Source organism: Flavobacteriales bacterium, assembly GCA_021739695.1.
Taxonomy (GTDB): Bacteria; Bacteroidota; Bacteroidia; order UBA10329; family UBA10329; genus UBA10329.
On record JAIPBM010000046.1, the window covers coordinates 1 to 16,918 of the forward strand.

18 protein-coding genes and 1 tRNA gene are annotated in these 16,918 nt (G+C 45.5%); 10 read left to right on the forward strand and 9 right to left on the reverse strand.

Going from position 1 to position 16,918, the window contains the following annotated elements; genetic code table 11:
* Window positions 1-115 precede the first annotated feature (115 nt).
* From K9J17_18075 to K9J17_18085, 3 genes are all read right to left on the reverse strand, one after another.
* Window positions 116-265 (reverse strand): hypothetical protein, encoded by a 150-nt coding sequence (locus K9J17_18075; GenBank protein MCF8278640.1) that lies wholly within the window; start codon window positions 263-265, stop codon window positions 116-118.
* A gap of 29 nt (window positions 266-294) precedes the next feature.
* Window positions 295-834, reverse strand: a complete 540-nt coding sequence (locus tag K9J17_18080) for a hypothetical protein (GenBank protein ID MCF8278641.1) — start codon at window positions 832-834, stop codon at window positions 295-297.
* A 271-nt stretch (window positions 835-1,105) separates the two neighbouring features.
* A tRNA-Phe gene (locus tag K9J17_18085) sits at window positions 1,106-1,178 on the reverse strand.
* A gap of 90 nt (window positions 1,179-1,268) precedes the next feature.
* Here K9J17_18085 and K9J17_18090 point away from each other — a divergent pair.
* The 8 genes from K9J17_18090 to K9J17_18125 all read left to right on the forward strand — a co-directional run bounded on the left by K9J17_18090 (window position 1,269) and on the right by K9J17_18125 (window position 8,544).
* Window positions 1,269-1,985 carry a type III pantothenate kinase gene (locus tag K9J17_18090; protein MCF8278642.1) on the forward strand — a complete coding sequence of 239 codons (717 nt, stop codon included), beginning with the start codon at window positions 1,269-1,271 and terminating at the stop codon, window positions 1,983-1,985.
* Window positions 1,960-3,327 carry a hypothetical protein gene (locus K9J17_18095; protein MCF8278643.1) on the forward strand — a complete coding sequence of 456 codons (1,368 nt, stop codon included), beginning with the start codon at window positions 1,960-1,962 and terminating at the stop codon, window positions 3,325-3,327. Before K9J17_18090 ends, K9J17_18095 begins: the two co-directional genes overlap by 26 nt.
* 2 nt (window positions 3,328-3,329) lie before the next feature.
* Window positions 3,330-4,688, forward strand: coding sequence for a hypothetical protein (locus tag K9J17_18100; GenBank protein MCF8278644.1), 1,359 nt, complete (start codon window positions 3,330-3,332; stop codon window positions 4,686-4,688).
* Between the two features lie 94 nt (window positions 4,689-4,782).
* Window positions 4,783-5,277 carry an LPS export ABC transporter periplasmic protein LptC gene (gene lptC, locus K9J17_18105; protein ID MCF8278645.1) on the forward strand — a complete coding sequence of 165 codons (495 nt, stop codon included), beginning with the start codon at window positions 4,783-4,785 and terminating at the stop codon, window positions 5,275-5,277.
* A complete protein-coding gene (locus K9J17_18110) occupies window positions 5,252-5,467 on the forward strand; it encodes a hypothetical protein (protein ID MCF8278646.1) in 216 nt (71 codons plus the stop codon). The genes lptC and K9J17_18110 overlap by 26 nt, the downstream gene beginning before the upstream one ends.
* A complete protein-coding gene (locus K9J17_18115) occupies window positions 5,464-6,714 on the forward strand; it encodes a hemolysin family protein (GenBank protein ID MCF8278647.1) in 1,251 nt (416 codons plus the stop codon). The genes K9J17_18110 and K9J17_18115 overlap by 4 nt, the downstream gene beginning before the upstream one ends.
* 83 nt (window positions 6,715-6,797) lie before the next feature.
* Window positions 6,798-7,478: a response regulator transcription factor gene (locus K9J17_18120; GenBank protein ID MCF8278648.1), complete on the forward strand. Its 681-nt coding sequence runs from the start codon at window positions 6,798-6,800 to the stop codon at window positions 7,476-7,478.
* 10 nt (window positions 7,479-7,488) lie between these two features.
* On the forward strand, window positions 7,489-8,544 hold the full coding sequence (locus K9J17_18125; GenBank protein MCF8278649.1) for a sensor histidine kinase: 1,056 nt from the start codon (window positions 7,489-7,491) through the stop codon (window positions 8,542-8,544).
* On the opposite strand, the gene K9J17_18130 is transcribed toward K9J17_18125, so the two are convergent.
* Window positions 8,528-9,580, reverse strand: a complete 1,053-nt coding sequence (locus tag K9J17_18130) for a glycosyltransferase (protein ID MCF8278650.1) — start codon at window positions 9,578-9,580, stop codon at window positions 8,528-8,530. The genes K9J17_18125 and K9J17_18130 overlap by 17 nt on opposite strands.
* Window positions 9,581-9,678: 98 nt before the next feature.
* Here K9J17_18130 and K9J17_18135 point away from each other — a divergent pair, with 98 nt between their 5' ends.
* Window positions 9,679-11,577: a CocE/NonD family hydrolase gene (locus K9J17_18135; GenBank protein ID MCF8278651.1), complete on the forward strand. Its 1,899-nt coding sequence runs from the start codon at window positions 9,679-9,681 to the stop codon at window positions 11,575-11,577.
* Here the strand turns inward: K9J17_18135 and K9J17_18140 are convergent, their stop codons facing one another.
* The 4 genes from K9J17_18140 to K9J17_18155 all read right to left on the reverse strand — a co-directional run bounded on the left by K9J17_18140 (window position 11,578) and on the right by K9J17_18155 (window position 15,463).
* On the reverse strand, window positions 11,578-12,234 hold the full coding sequence (locus K9J17_18140; protein MCF8278652.1) for an MIP family channel protein: 657 nt from the start codon (window positions 12,232-12,234) through the stop codon (window positions 11,578-11,580).
* A gap of 87 nt (window positions 12,235-12,321) precedes the next feature.
* On the reverse strand, window positions 12,322-13,413 hold the full coding sequence (locus K9J17_18145) for a mannose-1-phosphate guanylyltransferase (protein MCF8278653.1): 1,092 nt from the start codon (window positions 13,411-13,413) through the stop codon (window positions 12,322-12,324).
* Window positions 13,410-14,666 carry an aminotransferase class I/II-fold pyridoxal phosphate-dependent enzyme gene (locus K9J17_18150; protein MCF8278654.1) on the reverse strand — a complete coding sequence of 419 codons (1,257 nt, stop codon included), beginning with the start codon at window positions 14,664-14,666 and terminating at the stop codon, window positions 13,410-13,412. Before K9J17_18150 ends, K9J17_18145 begins: the two co-directional genes overlap by 4 nt.
* A 158-nt stretch (window positions 14,667-14,824) precedes the next feature.
* Complete coding sequence (locus K9J17_18155) at window positions 14,825-15,463, reverse strand: CoA pyrophosphatase (GenBank protein ID MCF8278655.1); 639 nt, start codon at window positions 15,461-15,463, stop codon at window positions 14,825-14,827.
* 390 nt (window positions 15,464-15,853) lie between these two features.
* Here K9J17_18155 and K9J17_18160 point away from each other — a divergent pair, with 390 nt between their 5' ends.
* On the forward strand, window positions 15,854-16,522 hold the full coding sequence (locus K9J17_18160) for a transglutaminase family protein (protein MCF8278656.1): 669 nt from the start codon (window positions 15,854-15,856) through the stop codon (window positions 16,520-16,522).
* A gap of 74 nt (window positions 16,523-16,596) precedes the next feature.
* Here K9J17_18160 and K9J17_18165 read toward each other — a convergent pair.
* On the reverse strand, window positions 16,597-16,918 hold a 322-nt coding region (locus K9J17_18165), incomplete at its 5' end, for a hypothetical protein (protein ID MCF8278657.1).

The following is a 16,918-nucleotide window of genomic DNA, read 5'->3' on the forward strand; positions in this document are numbered from 1 at the left end:
TCAACTTCATCGGCAAACATGGCGCGCATGTGTTCTGCATCGTCAAACGTGAAACTTGACGTGAGATACAAAGGCACGCTGTGTTCTAAATGAGACGACTTTTCGGCCTGCGTTCTTATTGCATCGGTTTCAAACTGATAGCTAAAGCTTGGTTGAGGTAAAGATCTGAAGAATCAAGCAGGTTCATTTTTCGATACGCCAAACCGAGCGTATTGAGCACCCGGATGTCTATTCCAAACAGCGTATCGCGCTCGGCCTCCTTCAAAGCTCGGCCAAAGTATTTCTTGGCCCCTTTCAGGTCATTATATGAATAATAGGCTGTGCCGAGAAGTAGTTCAAATACCGTTCAATAGGATGTCGATATCCTCTATGTAGGGTTTCAGAGGCATCGGTAAGCAGATAGAGTCCCATGTCTGCTTTCCCCCTTGTGTCTAATAGCTGACTTCCAAGCAGCCAGGAGTACAGAAACACTTCCCAAGATTTTCCGGATTTCTTTATCTCTTCAAATCGATGCTCCAATAATCGGATGCGTTTCATCCGATCTGTATGAAGAATTTGAACAACCAAACGCATGTATCGCAGCTCTCTGACCAGATCTTGGTCATCATGCTTTTTGGCGAACCGACCTACATCTGCAAGAACCTGTTCAACTACCACCGTGTCTAATTGTGGCAAAACGAGATTATTGTCGTAGAATCCGTGCAGAAGCTTATAACGTTCTGCGTGCGTTTTATTCAGCAACGAATCGTTGAGTGGTATGCCCATCTGTTGCCGAATGGTCTGCGCCTCCGCAAAGCCGAAGGAAAGCAAAAGGAAGATCAGAATTCGAAGCACGGTTCTCGGGTTGCCAAAATGGACTGGCGATAAATACAACGCTATTTAACCGTGTTGAATAATGCCAGAACCAATCAAGCTACTAAGTAACTCTATTCGCTGGTATTTTAGACTGCGATGTGTGGTACAAGAACGCCACGATGGATATCAACCAAAATAAATGTCAAACCACCAAAATAAATGACGCACTCGCGCTGTGTCTCAGTATTGACGCAGGTTTCAGCGAAAAAAAACCGGACACTCCCTGAAAAATTGGAAGTATCCGGTTGGGTGGTACCAGCTGGGGTCGAACCAGCGACACACGGATTTTCAGTCCGTTGCTCTACCAACTGAGCTATGGTACCTCTTTTGAGGGCTGCAAATGTAAAAATATTTCGAATTCAACATAGGCAATTTTAATATCCGAAAAGTGGGTTCGCTACCTTTACACACGAATGAACTTGGCAATTGACATCGGAAACTCACGGATCAAGTGGGCGCGTTTTGATCATAAGGACGTGATAGAATCAGGAATGACGCCTGAATCGGACCTGAATGCACTCATGTCGTTGATCACATTTCACGCAGAAGATGACATCACCATTTCGAGCGTGATTCAACTATCATCTGATTTTGCATCTTTCTGCCAGTCTAAAAATGCCTTGATGATCAACTCAAGCACTCCTGTTCCGATCGTTAATAAATATAGTTCGCCAACAACCTTGGGAATTGATAGACTATGTGCAGCCATAGGCGCCAAAAGCTTATTTCCAGGCAGTCCGGTTCTCTCCATTGACATTGGCACCTGTATCAAATATGAATTCATAACAGCAAATGGCGAATACGAAGGCGGAAATATTTCTCCTGGCCTTCAAATGAGATTCGCCTCACTGAACAATTACACTTCCAAACTGCCAGCGCTTAAACCAGAGAAAATAAATGGCCCCATTGGTCGTTCGACCAATGATGCGCTGAGATTAGGCGTTCAGCAAGGAATGATGTTTGAAATTCAGGCAATGATCGAGACCATGCAAACGTTACATCCAAACTTAAAAACGGTAGGAACCGGTGGCGATCTACCCTTTTTTGTAAATGAACTTAAAACTCACATCTTTGCGGATCTTTTGCTCGTCCTACGAGGCATAAATGAAATTTACCTACATAATTCCTAGCTCGGCCATCCGAACACTGATAGTCTTTGTCCTATGCGGATGGAGTCTTTCTGCGGTAAGTCAACCTGCAAACAATTCTCCCTACGCCAGATATGGACTAGGCAATTTGAACAACGGCTCCAACATCCGCTCTTCTGGCATTGGTGGAATGAGCATTGCTATGCGTGAGGACAGCATCCCGTATCTGGTCAACTTCCAGAATCCGGCATCTTATACATCCATCGGATTTACAGCTTTTGATGTGGCAGTTTATGGCAACATTGCTACAATCTCTTCAGCTACTGCATCACAAAATGTGAACAGGGCAAATCTTGCCTATTTCGCATTCGGATTTCCGGTCACAAAATGGTGGGGCGGTGCTTTCGGACTTCGTGAATTCAGCAGTGTGAATTATTCTGCAACCGATTCTAATGTTGACACAACAGGCGCATTCGGAACAGACGTTGGGGATGAATTCAAATATGATTACAAATTCCAAGGAAATGGAGGCATCAATCAGTTCTTCGTAGGTGTGGGCCTCAAACCTTTCAAGAATTTTTCTGTCGGAATCAACGCTTCCTACCTGTTCGGAAGGATAAACCGAATCCAGCGATTGGAATTCAGCGATGCCAATTATTTCAATGTGAAAACAGAACGATACACGGATGTTGGCGGATTTTATGTCGATTACGGACTTCAATATACTTTGGCTGTAAAGGGTGGGAAAGACGTTCTGACCTTTGGATCAACCTTCGCGCACCCGATGAAAGTGAGAGCAAACAGCACCTTGCTTGGTCGCACTTACACGCTCACTACTTATGGAGAAGACCTTCATAGAGACACGGTCATTTATAACGTCATTAAAGGTGGTAGCATAACCATGCCATGGAAATATGGCTTTGGTGTAAGTTGGAAAAAGGGAGAGAAATGGCTTTTTGGTGTAGAGCATTCGCAAGAACTTTGGAGTACCTATAAAGACGCCTATGGCAAAAATGATTCGCTTGCAGATGCCTGGAAAACATCCGCAGGAATTGAATTCAAACCTTCTGTTCCAGAAACCAATCGTGGATTTTTCGCCTACTTCGGTAAGATGCATTATCGCATTGGCGGATATTATTCCATGAGCCAATACAAGCTCAAAGGAGTACAACTTCCACAATATGGCATGACTCTTGGCTTTGGGTTCCCAATGAGAAGAATCAGAGCAGGAGGAAACAAGTACGTGCAGAGTATGATAAACTTTGCAGTAGAATGGGGACAACGCGGTACTACAAGCCGTTCGCTTCTACTCGAAAACTACTGGAACTTCAAACTTGGATTCACTTTAAACGATAGATGGTTTATTAAACGCAAATACGAATGATCATGAAACAAAACAGTTCTACACTTACCAACATCCTGATGCTTGTTCTTGTACAACTGCTGCTTATCGGAACGATGAATGGCTATGCGCAGGAGGAGAAATTTGGAGACAATCCAGAAAAATGTAAAGAGAACCTTTCGCTTTACCGTGAATATTATAGACAAAAGAATTATTTCGATGCCATGCCAGGCTGGCGATGGGTATTCGCTAACTGCCCTGAATCATCCAAAAATATTGTCATCAACGGCCCAACACTTGTTGAAGCCTTGCTAAAAGCAAATGAGGCAAACCCTGAGTTGAAGAAAGCCTATTTGGATACCCTTTGGATGGTATATGATAAACGAGTGGAGCTTTACCCGAGTGACAAAGGTTATGCCCTTGGCCGAAAAGGAATGGACATGTACGATTATGCGGAAGATGATTTCACAGATGCATATAATACATTGATGGAGTCTTTGAAGGCAGATAAACTGGAAACAGACCCTTATGTATTGATGAAACTCTATTTGGCAGGCATGAAACAATTGGTTGCCAAAAAAATAGAGATTGATGTAATGTATGACCTCTATGACGAGGTATCAGCAGTTCTCGATGCCCAAAGGAAAAAGATTCCAGCTGATGCCACTGAGGACAACAATTCTGACCTGAAGAAAATCAATCAGGCAGCTGGCATCATCGACCAAAACTTTGAGCGTATTGCTCAAGAAGATCAGTACGTTGGGCTGATGGCTCCTAAAGTCGATGCAACACCAGATGATGCTGCTCTTCTTAGCAAGGTTGTAACCATGATGACCAAGAGAAGTTGGACTGGAAACGACCTGTATCTCAAATCATCTGAACTTCTTTACAAGTTAGATCCATCTGCAACTGCAGCGTATGGTCTTTACGAAGGTCATGCACGTAAAGGAAACGATGCGTTGGCCACCAAGTACTTGGAAGAGTCGGTAAAATTGGATGAAGACAAAAGCTCTAAAGCAGATAAAATGCTGAAACTGGCAAAGGTTTATGGAGCACAGAAGAACTACAGCAAAGCCAGATCAACAGCACAAGATGCTGCTGCCATGAAGGCTGGTTGGGGAGAGCCGTTCATCTACATTGGCGATCTCTATCTTGGCACATCTGCTAGCTGTGGCGACAATGCTTGTAACCAGAAATATGGTATTTGGGCTGCAGAAGATATGTTCGGAAAAGCAAAATCTGTTGACGGATCCATTGCTGATGAAGCCAACAAGAAAATTGCTTCCTGCAAAAAATACTACCCGACAACGAAAGATTGTTTCTTTTATGGCCTTCAGGCTGGAGACAAAGTAACCGTTGGTGGTTGGATAGGTGTTGAGACCACTGCCCGTTTTGTGGACTGATATCCAAAATCGAACTTTCAAAAAAAAGGTAGGAGAACGCTGGTTCTCTTGCCTTTTTCTTTTTGTACTCCTGTTCAGTAGCTGTGTGAACGACATGGAGGAAGTAAGTGCCATTGTGGAAACGGAGCTGAAACCGGTGGAAGTTGCAGAAGACATCCGCATCATTTATTCAGATTCTGCCATTTTGAAGGTGATTCTCGAAGCCAAGCACTTGGAGCGATTTTTAGGTGAAAATCCATACCTTGAAATGACTGACGGAGTGCATGTAAGGTTTTTCAATCCCGATGGAACGGTGGAATCTGAACTTCGCTCTAACTATGCCATCAGTTACCAGAATTCCGATGTTATGGAAGCAAAGGAAAATGTGGTAGTGGTAAATAAGAAGGGAGAAACGTTGAATACGGAACATTTGATCTGGGAAAAGAAGACGGAAAAGATCCGAACAGAAGAATTTGTGAAGATCACAACCGAGGATGAAGTTATCTTCGGCCACGGGCTCGAATCCAATCAGGATTTTACCAAGTATCGAATCAAAAAAATTAAAGGAACCATAAATCTGAAAGATGCTAAGAGTACTGAAGATCCTTGAAATGGCATGGCTGCTGATCGGGTTGTTCTCCATGATCATGGGCGCATACGAATTCAATCAAACTGGTTGGACTCATTCTAAGTGGTTTTTTGGCGGTGCGCTCATCGCTGGTGTGTTCTTCGCATTCAGAAGAAGGCAACGCCTCAAATTTGAGCAGTCCGAAAAGCAACAGGAAAACAAAGACAAGTGAGCTATCTGGTTATCATACTGATCTGTCTTGTGCTATCCGCCTTTTTTTCGGGCATGGAAATAGCGTTTGTATCTGCCAATAGATTCAAAATTGAGGTTGACCGTAAGAAAGGACATCTTTCCGGCTCCATCATTGGTGGTTTTCTAGAACAGCCCTCGCGTTTCATCAGCGCCTTGCTCGTAGGAAACAATATTGCGCTGGTCGTTTATGGTATTACGATGGCCAAAATCCTAGAGCCATGGATTAGGACGTTTACACCTTCCGAATCCATCATTCTAGTTGTACAGACCATTCTTTCTACGTTGCTGATTCTGGTTACCGCTGAATTTTTGCCGAAGGCATTTTTCAGAATAAACCCGAACCGGATGCTTGATCTTTTTGCAGTTCCTGCAAAGGTTTTCTACGTGCTACTTTATCCTCTTGTGTGGGTCATCGACCGTTTTTCCAAACAGATACTTTCTGCCTTATTCAAGGTCAAATTGAATGAGGAGAAAATGACTTTTGGCCGTTCTGATCTGGATGAATACGTGAATGAATTTACCGGAAGTGACGAAGAACATGAGGTAGACAGCGAGATTCAGATCTTCAGAAATGCGTTGAACTTCAGCGATATAAAGGTGCGTGAATGCATGATTCCGCGAACGGAGATCGTGGCGGTGGATATTGACACTGACATCGCTGACCTAAAAGCCAAATTGGTTGACACCGGTCTTTCCAAGATCTTGATCTATCGGGATGAGATAGACAACATCATCGGTTATGTACATTCATTCGAGCTTTTTCAACGGCCTAGCAGCATCAACAGCATTATCCGACCAATTAGCTTAGTGCCGGAAAGTACACGCGTGAAAGACCTTCTGAAACAATTTGGCCAACAGCGCAGAAGTGTTGCCGTGGTTCTGAACGAATTCGGTGGAACCGCTGGAATGATCACCGTAGAAGACATCATCGAAGAGATTTTCGGAGACATTGAAGACGAACACGACAAAGAAGACCTGACGGAAGAGAAATTGAGCGACAATCAGTATCGTCTTTCAGCCAGATTAGAGATTGATTACATCAATCAGGAATTCAATCTCGGACTTCCAGAATCTGATAATTATTCCACCCTTGCAGGCTTCATTATCGAACATCATCAGAGCATTCCCGCTTTGAATGAAGTAATTCGTGTAGGACCGTTTGAATTTACCGTCACACAAGTTGACAGTACCCGTATTGAAGAGGTTTTGCTCACCATTTTGGGCTGACCATACATTTGAACGAATGTTAATGGTATATTAACACCTCATCGCTGTAAGATGTCCAATTTTGCAGCGCAGACAAGCCAAAGATGAAGGATAACCCAACAATCTTAATTGTAGATGACGAGGAAGACATCCTCGAATTTCTCGAATACAATCTTAAGAAAGAGGATTTTGATGTTCATGTGGCCTCTTCGGGTAGAAAAGCCATTGATATCGCTCAAAAAGTCAGTCCAGATCTGATCATCTTGGATGTGATGATGCCCGACCTTGACGGCATAGAAACATGCAAAGAGCTGCGCGATCTTCCAGGATTGAAAAACACGCTGATCGCGTTCCTTACCGCAAGGAATGAAGACTATTCGCAAATTGCCGGTTTTGATGCTGGTGCAGATGACTTCATCAACAAACCAATTAAACCACGCGTGCTGATCAGCCGCATAAAAGCACTGCTGCGCAGAAACAATCCGCTTAACCAAAATCAGGTATTCGAAACCGAATCGGGATTGAAAATAGACCGCAACAAGTACGTAATTGAGCTTGGCGGAAAAGAAATCACGCTTCCTAAAAAAGAGTTCGAACTACTGGCACTTTTGGCTTCCAAACCTGGTCACGTCTTTACCCGCGACAACATTCTGAGCTCTGTTTGGGGCGCTCAGGTTGTAGTTGGCGACAGAACCATTGATGTTCACGTGAGAAAACTCCGAGAAAAGATCGGTGATAAGGCCATTAAAACCGTAAAGGGCGTAGGTTACAAATTCGAGCAGTAACTTTGGGCTAGTGAAAGGCCCTATTCAACGCAATCTTGTTTCCTCTGCCGCCATCGTTATTTCGGTAACGCTTACGGTTGTGCTTGGCATCGTAGACCTCTTTCTATTCGGAGATTTCAATCCGGTGCGTTCGGCCGTCATGCTGCTGATCACGTTAACTGCAAGTTTCCTTATGATCCGCTACGTGGTCAATCAGTTTATTTACGAGAAGATAAAACTGATCTACAAGACCATCCATAACCTTAAAACGCCCAAATCGCAGTTGAAAGGAATGTTGAAAGACGATGGCGATGCCTTAGAAACCGTGAACAAGGATGTGGTTTTATGGGCCGAGAACAAACAACAGGAAATTCAATCGCTGCTTGAGCAGGAAGAATACAGAAGGGATTTTCTTGGCAACGTTTCGCACGAACTCAAAACCCCGATCTTCAATATTCAAGGTTACATCCACACCTTGCTCGATGGAGGACTTGAGGATGAGGAAATAAATAGGAAGTTCCTGATACGCGCAGATAAAAGTGTGGAACGATTGATCTCTGTGGTTGAAGATCTGGACGTGATCTCACGATTGGAATCAGGTCGATTGGAATTGAATATTCAACGCGTAAATATTGTAGAGCTGGCCAAAGAGGTAATGGAAATGGAGGAAATGAAAGCCGATAAGCGCGACATTTCCATTCGTTTCAACGACCGCTACGACAAACCGATCTATGTAATGGCCGATGGCGATCAGATTCGTCAAGTGTACATCAACTTGTTGGACAACAGCATAAAATACGGGTCGAAGGATGGATCGATCAAACTCCGTTTCTACGACATGGACCAGAATATTCTTTGCGAGGTTGCTGATGATGGACCAGGAATTGACCCCAAACATTTACCTCGTCTTTTCGAACGTTTTTATCGCGTTGACAAGGCCAGAGACAGACATGCTGGTGGAACAGGTTTGGGACTTTCCATCGTGAAACACATTATGGATGCCCACAAGCAGACCATTAATGTGCGGTCGCTCACTGGAGAAAATTCGGGCACGACATTCTCATTTACGCTTAAGAAAGCGAAGTGATGAACGCGTCAATTTCAGCTTTGTAGGTTCCGCTGCTTTGGGTTTCAAACCCGCTGAAACCATCTTTAGCGTCCCACGCTTTTTGCAGATTGAACATGCTTTGTCGCATCATTTGATGTGTTCTATCTCGATGGTACTTGTTGGCCAGATACTCCTGTTCGGTCTGTCCGGGCGTAGGAACAAAAACAGCCTGCTTGCCCAAAGCCGCCAGATCCATAATGGTGGAATAGCCTGAACGGGAAACCACCAATCGCGCAGCGGCCATTTCCTGTTCCAACTGCGCAGCATTCAGATGCGATACGATTCTCACCTTCCCTTCCACTCTATCTACTGCTGCATCCGGTGTTCCCAAAACGGCAACTGCCGAACCATCAAACTTCTTCAACTGATTCAAAACCAATGTTTCGAATCGCGTGCGCTGCGGTTCTGGTCCTGAAATAATGACGAGAACATCCGTTCTCAGCTCAATATGCGATGCTTGAAACCGTGAAAGTGGACCAATGAACTTTCCATTTCTAGGAACAGGAAATCGATGAGATAGATCACCGGAAAGTCCGTTCACTTCCGAATCTGGAATCCACAGCACCGAAAACTTCCGCATGTAATCGACATGCATCCTATACAACATGAGCTCAAAAAAAGGAGCCTTGATCATGACCTGATGGGTCATGTAAACACAAGGAATCCTTTTGGTATGAAGTCCGAAGCGATTATCTGAAATGACGGCATCCAACTGTAGCTCATCAATCAGCTTATCAAGTTCAACATGTTCTTCCTTTATTCTTCTTAGAATGTGCGGGGTCGATTGGAACATTTTCCAAGCCATGCCGCTTCCTTCAGGATAGGAAATGTTGTAGCCTTCAAAATTGATGGATTCTACATTAGGAAATTCAGCCTTAAGAAGCGCCAGTGGCCTGCCAGATGCTGCAATAATGGGCTGATGTCCGGTATCCGAAAGATGACGGATAATTGGAATGCAGCGTGTTGCATGACCCAAACCCCAATCGAGAGGAGCTATTAATATCCGCTTGCCCATAATTATGTCGCAAAATGATAAAATTCGACCAGTGAATCACCTGATAGCCAAGAATAAACATTGGATGCGTGTACTTTTGTGCTCCCCTAATTCACATCATGCGAAAGTTAATTTTAGCCTTAATTGGCGTTGCGATTTGCAGCGTTGGTTACACCTATGCTCCATTCGGAACGGACACCACCAGCACAGAAGTAGCCGCACCTGCTTACCAGCGGGAAATGCAGTATAAAGGCCACACCAAAAAAACATACTATGTGGCCATGGATGACGGCATCCGATTGGCCGTTAACGTGTATTTACCGAAAGGATTGAAAGAAGGAGAAAAGATTCCGGGAATCCTTTTTCAAACGCGATACTGGCGTGGAGTTGGGCTGAAATGGCCCTTTTCAGGAATGGTGGATATTGTGCCACACACGGCCAATTTTCCCGTGTTAGAGCTTCCCAAATACGGTTATGGGCTTGTGACTGTTGATGTTCGTGGAAGCGGTGCCTCTGAAGGCGAGAAAACATTGACGCTTTGCGACATGCGCGAAGTGATGGACAGCAAGAACATGATCGATTGGGTGGTGGAACAGCCTTGGTGCAATGGAAACATTGGTGCCACAGGCGTTTCCTACATCGGAAATACGGCAATGTATGCGCTCTATAACGAACATCCGAACCTGAAAGCCATCGTTCCCACTTATTCCATTTGGGATATTTACGATGACGTTTCGGCACCTGGAGGCATTTACTTCCACCAATTCATTAGCCAGTATGGAGATTTCTGCGAAACATTGGATCAGAATATCATCCCAAAAACAAGAAAGTCTCCAGGCGCAAAACTTGCCTATGGTGTTGAGCGCGTGAAAGGGTATAGCAAAAAAGACATGGGGCAAATATGGTCGCAGCATACGTGCAACCATTACCACAGAACAGAAGGCGGAACTGCCGAATACATGGATGATGTGTTTACGCTGAACGGAAGTTTTCGGGTTCGAGATGTGATGTCGCCTCATCTGTTTGCCGACAGGATCAGAAATTCGGGTGCTGCCGTTTATTCTTGGAGCGGTTGGTGGGATGCAGCATTTTCGCACGCTGCCATCCGACAGTTCATCAACTTGGACAACGGACAGAATCGTTTGAGATTGGGCCCTTGGAACCATGGAGGCGGTGCTAACGTGAGCCCGACCATGGCCAACGCATCGCAACACGATGATGTGAAGGAGATTGTACGGTTTTTCGACTTCCATCTGAAGGGAATGGACAATGGCCTGGACAAATCGCCACGGATCTACTACTACACCATGGTAGAAGATGCATGGCATACAGCCGATGTTTGGCCTATTCCTGCAGAGCGGACGCCTTTGTTTCTTTCGTCAAATAGTGAAGCCAGTTGGACTGCCAATTCCACACAGGAAAGCTTTACCCCTTACACGGTTGATACTTCGCATGCAATTGGTGTTGACTGCCGTTGGAACTTCGATACATCGCACAATGGGGTTACGTACGCTAATGCTTCATCTGAGGATAGCATTACGGTAGTGTTCAGTGCACCGGTCCTTACCGAAGACATGGAGGTTACTGGTCACCCTATAGTGAGTCTTTATCTTAAAAGCAGTACGCCAGATGGTTCTGTATTTGCCTATTTAGAAGATGTGGATGAGAATGGAAACGTTTGGAAAGTGACCGATGGACAATTCCGTTTTGCGCACAGAAAACTGCAAGCAGATGCGCCATATTACAAAGACGTGGTTCCTTATCACAGCTACAAAAAAGCAGACGCTGAATTGATGGACACTACCAAAATCGAACTACTGACGTTCGATCTTCTACCTACGTCCCATCTCTTCAAAAAAGGACATCGCATTCAGATACGCTTAGCAGGTGTAGACACCTACAACTTCAAGAATCTGTATCCGAATGGTGGATCATGGGAAATTTACCATGATGCTGCTCATCCTACTGCTGTAGATCTGCCAGTAATTGATCGGAATTCCTCTATGGGAATGAAATGATCAAAGGGTTTTTGGCCCTTTGAGGAAATGGCTGACGGGTACTGCCAGCGCTGCTCCAATAATTGGGGCAGCGAAATAGACCCACAGATGCTGGAGATTCCCTGAGACCAACGCTGGCCCTAGCGATCGGGCCGGATTCATAGATGCACCAGAAATAGGACCCGCCAGTAATGCTAGCACAGCCACGGCTGCTCCAATGGCAATGCCTGCCAGTGTTCCAACTTCCTTTGAACCTGTTGCTACCATAATGATGATGAGCATGAGCAGGAAGGTGATGACCAATTCTAGCACAAAAGATTGCATTACACTACCTGAAACCAATGTAGTGGCCAAGGAAGTTGAGTCTGCCGGAAACAGATAAAGCAACAGGGCAGCTGCAGCAATAGAGCCAAGGCACTGCGCAGCAATGTATGGCGCCACTTCTTTGAAGGGAAACCTTCCCGATAGCCAGAATGCAATGGTGACGGCAGGATTTACATGAGCCCCCGAAACATCACCGAAGGAATATACTATGACCATAACCACTAAACCGAAAACAGTACAAATGCCTAGATGGCCAATGGCACCGCCAGTCAGATCGTTTACCACAACAGCACCGCAGCCTGTAAATACAAGCCCGAACGTGCCCAGAATTTCAGCTAGGAGTTTTCGCGTCATGGATTAAATGTAAGCGAAATCTTGAACAGAAAATAGATGGAACGGAAAGCGTCAAAAAAATTTGACGCCATGCAAATACGAATGCTCCTAAACGAACTTCTCGCCTTTGGTAGCCTTCACGTCATTCACAATTCGTTTTATCTGCTGCTCATCTTGCTGACGGCAGATCAGGAGAATGTCATCATTCTCTACCACGATCATGTCTTGCATGCCCTGCAACACCACCAATTTGTGCTTCGGAACATTCACAATGCAATTCTTAGAATCGTAAGTAAGCACGTTTCTTCCTTGAATGACGTGTCCTTCTTCGTCCTTATTCGAATATGAATACAATGAGCCCCAAGTTCCAAGATCGCTCCAACCGATATCTGCCGCAATAGTGAATACATTCTTGGCCTTTTCCATGATGCCGTAATCGATGGAAATGCTTTTGCATTGCATATAGGCGGTCTGGATGAATTTGTTCTCTTCTTCGGTGTTAAAGAGCTCAGCACCATCATTGAACAATTGAAACTCTTCTGGCATGTGTGTTTCAAATGCCTTCAAAAAGCTTGTTACAGACCAGATGAAAATACCAGCATTCCAAAGGAATTCACCGCTTTTCACCAGCTCTTCGGCCATGGCCAGATCGGGCTTTTCGGTAAAACTCTTGACCTTATGAACACCCTTATCATCTGGTTGCTCCTCAAACTGAATGTATCCGTAGCCTGTATCAGGTCGCGTTGGTGTTATGCCAAGGGTAATGAGCGAATCGTTCTTATCTACCTCCGCTAGTGCCTGGTTTACCAGATCTACATATTCATCATCCTTAAGGATAAGATGATCGGAAGGCGCTACCACCATACTTGCCTCTGGGTTCAAGGCTTTGATGCGAAAAGCAGCATAAGCAATGCACGGGGCCGTATTTCTCCGTGCTGGTTCCAGAAGTATCTGAGATGGTTGAATTCCTTCCAACTGCTGCTCTACAAGGTCTTTGTAATCAGCGTTGGTCACCACAAAAACATTCTCGGTAGGAACTACTTTTTTAGACCGTTCGTAGGTCTGCTGTAGCAACGACTGTCCTGTTCCAAGTATATCTATGAACTGCTTTGGATGTGGTGTACGGCTCATTGGCCAGAATCGGGAACCGACTCCACCAGCCATGATCACTACATAGTGATTCGAATTACGTTTGCTCATTTTTTAAATTGACCTAAGGCTTTTCTCAGGTTATCGATCACCACAGAAATGGATTCAATTTTCAGCGTACCTACGGATATTCTGAACCAAGGGCTTTGCCTCGAATCGCCAAAACAGTAGAACGGAACGATTCCGACCTTTGCTTCGGTAATGAGGAACATGGTAACGTCCTGCGCATCTTTCAGCAAGGTTCCGTCTTGTGTTGTTCTCCCGATCAGATCGATCTTTACGGTAAGATACATGGCTCCATCTGCCTGAATGGCATCTACAGGATAGCCCACCTCGCGCAGTGCAGAAAACCCGTTGTAAAGCTTGTTCACCCGTTCAGAGATCATATCCCTATGCTTCTGAATGGTAGCTTCCACTGCATCTGGGCGATTCAGAAAGGCTGCAGTAGCAATCTGTTCCGGCTTTGGCGACCATGCGCCAACATGACTTAGCAAGGCACGCATTTTACCGATCACCTTGTTCGGTCCAAATGACCAGCCAACACGAACGCCAGTAGCTGCAAATGCCTTTGATATGCCATCTACGAAAATGGTGTATTCGCGCATTTCAGGTCTAAGCGATACGGGATCGAAATGCTTGGTACCACCCAATGTGAGTGCACTGTAGATCTGATCGTAAAGAAGGTAGAGCGGTTTTTGACCGATTCTTCGCTTGTTCTCGGCAATGATCAGGTCGCAGATCTCTGTAAGACCAGCCTTGGTGAAGGATGTTCCTGTTGGATTGAGCGGAGAGCACAAGGCAATCAACGCTGCGCCTTCAACATGTGGTCCAATATCTTCTGCCGTTGGCAGAAACTTATTCTCTGGCCGCGATTCAATGACCACAGGCTCAGCAAAATTCAGGTATGTATAATGGTTGTTGTTCCAGCTTGGAACAGGAAAGATCACTTTATCTCCTTCATTCACGATGGCCCTGAAAATGGCGTAGATCAGCGGACGTGCGCCACCAGAGATGAGGATATCCTCTTTGTCGTAATCAAGGTTCTGTTGCGTTTGGATGTAATCACTTACTGATTTGCGCAACACTTCCATGCCATTGGCCTGCGGATAGTTGGTATGACCATCTTCGTAGGCTTTGATGATCTCGTTGAGCAAGCCTTTTGGCAGCGGATAGATCTTCGGGTCGAAATCTCCGATCGTAAGATTGGTGATATCCTCTCCGTTAGCAATACGCGCATTGATCTCGCCAGCAATTCTGATGATCTCAGAACCGACCAGATTCTCGGCCAGATCAGATACCATAATTGCTTGCTGTGTGATTGAGTTTGACATATGTTGAACCCTAAGAAGGAACGCGAAGATAATTATTATCGGGTGTCGGCACCGTTAGCTACAAAACCCTTGGTCATTCAGCTCCTAGGCACAGGAAATAGCAACCACAGAAGATTAAACTCCTGCTCCGATCACATTCCAGCTTCAATCATCAATTCCTTCAGTTCGGCAATGATCATGGCCGTGGCGCCCCAAACGATGTGACCATCCACTTTGAACGATGGCGTTTTGAGTTTGAATCCTGTGCTGAGCACTATCTCGGTTTCGTCAATGATGTCATCGCGAAGCAGGTAACTCAGCTCAGGAACATGAATGGATTCGACCTCGTGCTGGTCTGGAATAAGCAATGGTGGCTTGCTCAAGATGCCCAGAACCGGGTGAACCAGAAAATTGCTTGGCGGAATGTAAAGCTGCGTCAATTGGCCTATCACCCGAACCTCATCGGGTTTGATATTCACTTCTTCTTCCGCTTCGCGAAGGGCAGTTTGAATGATATCAGCATCCTTCTCCTCTACTTTCCCTCCAGGAAAACTGATCTGTCCGCTGTGTGTACCAATGTAATCGGGGCGTTTCATCAGCACGGTGCGTATCACTCCATTATCGGGATAAAGCGCAATGAGCACCGCTCCCACCTTGGCATTCTTCACATCCATATTAAAGGATGCAGCTGCCTTGGCGCGAAGTCCGCTGGCCATTTTCAGCTGCGCAACAAGTCCTGGCAAGGGCGTTGCCATCCGCTCAGACAATCGTGCTGTTAACTCATCCATCATGATGGGCAAATTTGGGGATTTGTTACTGGTTATTGGTTATTAGATCGACTTCATCAGAAAATCCTCCGCCTCGTTCCTTGGCACCTCCTTTGCAAAGGAGGATGGAGGCCGTGCGGACTGGAAAGCTCAGTAATAGAATGATGCTGTTCTGGGTTTCTGCCTTCCATCAAATCAACCCACTGAGCCCCGTCCCCCTTCTAAAGGGGGTGCCCGAAGGGCGGGGGATTCTGGTGGGGATTTCCAACTCCAAGAAAAATCCTCCGTGCAAATCTGAAAACTCAATAATGGAACGCTTGTGAGGAACTAAATTAGCCGACCTTTGTTCCTAATAACTGAATCATCACAGATCTTCAAGTTTTTCGAAAACCTTGAAGATCTTAACTGCAACACATGGCATCTTACGGACCCGAACATTTAAAACCGACATTCTACCTAGACAGCGACAACCCCGAAGTTGTTGCATTTGCCAAGAAAAGCATTGGCGATGCAAAAACAGACAAGGAAAAAGCGGTCAAGCTGTATTATGCTGTTCGTGATGGGTTCCGTTATAACCCTTACAACTTGCGCATGAAGCCCGAAGAGGTGACTGCAAGTCATCTTTTATCGGTTGGAGATGGCCATTGCATTGATAAGGCCATTTTTCTGGCCGCTTGCGCCCGTGCAGTTGGCATTCCATCGCGTTTGGAGTTTGCCGATGTGATCAACCACATCAGCAGCGAGAAATTTGTGGAGATGCTGAAGAGCGATGTCTTTGCCATGCACGGCATTACCCAACTTTATATTGATGGCAAGTGGGTGAAATGCACGCCTGCATTCAATAAGGAATTGTGCATGCTCTTCAATGTAGAACCGCTAGAGTTTGACGGGGTTCACGACAGCATGTTCCACGAGTTTGACAACAAGCACAATAAGTTCATGGAATACGTAGCGCAGCATGGCGTGTTCGATGACTTTCCGCGCGAATATTTCGTGGCCGTGATGGTGCTCAATTACCCACATCTCTTCACTTATCCAACGCTTCGGAGCCTTTTGGTGGCCGAAGAAGCACCTGTTTCGTAAAAAACCTTCCTCCTCTTGTACGAATGACAGTGTCAAGAGCTCTGTTCGGTACTCTTCGGATACGAATGACAGTGTCAAGAGCTCTGTTCGGTACTCTTCGGGTACGAATGGCTGTTCCAAGAGCTCTGTTTGAGGGCTTTCGGGTACGAAAGGCTGTTCCAAGAGCTCTGTTTGAGGGCTTTCGGGTACGAATGGCTGTTCCAAGAGCTCTGTTTGAGGGCTTTCGGGTACGAAAGGCCGTTCAAAGAGCTCTGTTTATGGGCTTTCGGGTACGAAAGGCCGTTCAAAGAGCTCTGTTTATGGGCTTTCGGGTACGAAAGGCAGTTCCAAGAGCTCTGTTTGAGGGCTTTCGGGTACGAATGGCTGTTCAAAGAGCTCTGTTTATGGGCTTTCGGG

What these genes read in the sequence shown, in the direction of transcription:
- K9J17_18155 (MCF8278655.1), bottom strand. Translation starts at nt 15,463, where the DNA reads ATGATGGATGAGTTAACAGCACGATTGTCTGAGCGGATGGCAACGCCC.
- K9J17_18110 (MCF8278646.1), top strand. Translation starts at nt 5,252, where the DNA reads ATGCTAAGAGTACTGAAGATCCTTGAAATGGCATGGCTGCTGATCGGG.
- K9J17_18135 (MCF8278651.1), top strand. Translation starts at nt 9,679, where the DNA reads ATGCGAAAGTTAATTTTAGCCTTAATTGGCGTTGCGATTTGCAGCGTT.
- K9J17_18100 (MCF8278644.1), top strand. Translation starts at nt 3,330, where the DNA reads ATGAAACAAAACAGTTCTACACTTACCAACATCCTGATGCTTGTTCTT.
- K9J17_18140 (MCF8278652.1), bottom strand. Translation starts at nt 12,234, where the DNA reads ATGACGCGAAAACTCCTAGCTGAAATTCTGGGCACGTTCGGGCTTGTA.
- K9J17_18090 (MCF8278642.1), top strand. Translation starts at nt 1,269, where the DNA reads ATGAACTTGGCAATTGACATCGGAAACTCACGGATCAAGTGGGCGCGT.
- lptC (MCF8278645.1), top strand. Translation starts at nt 4,783, where the DNA reads ATGGAGGAAGTAAGTGCCATTGTGGAAACGGAGCTGAAACCGGTGGAA.
- K9J17_18120 (MCF8278648.1), top strand. Translation starts at nt 6,798, where the DNA reads ATGAAGGATAACCCAACAATCTTAATTGTAGATGACGAGGAAGACATC.
- K9J17_18095 (MCF8278643.1), top strand. Translation starts at nt 1,960, where the DNA reads ATGAAATTTACCTACATAATTCCTAGCTCGGCCATCCGAACACTGATA.
- K9J17_18145 (MCF8278653.1), bottom strand. Translation starts at nt 13,413, where the DNA reads ATGAGCAAACGTAATTCGAATCACTATGTAGTGATCATGGCTGGTGGA.
- K9J17_18130 (MCF8278650.1), bottom strand. Translation starts at nt 9,580, where the DNA reads ATGGGCAAGCGGATATTAATAGCTCCTCTCGATTGGGGTTTGGGTCAT.
- K9J17_18160 (MCF8278656.1), top strand. Translation starts at nt 15,854, where the DNA reads ATGGCATCTTACGGACCCGAACATTTAAAACCGACATTCTACCTAGAC.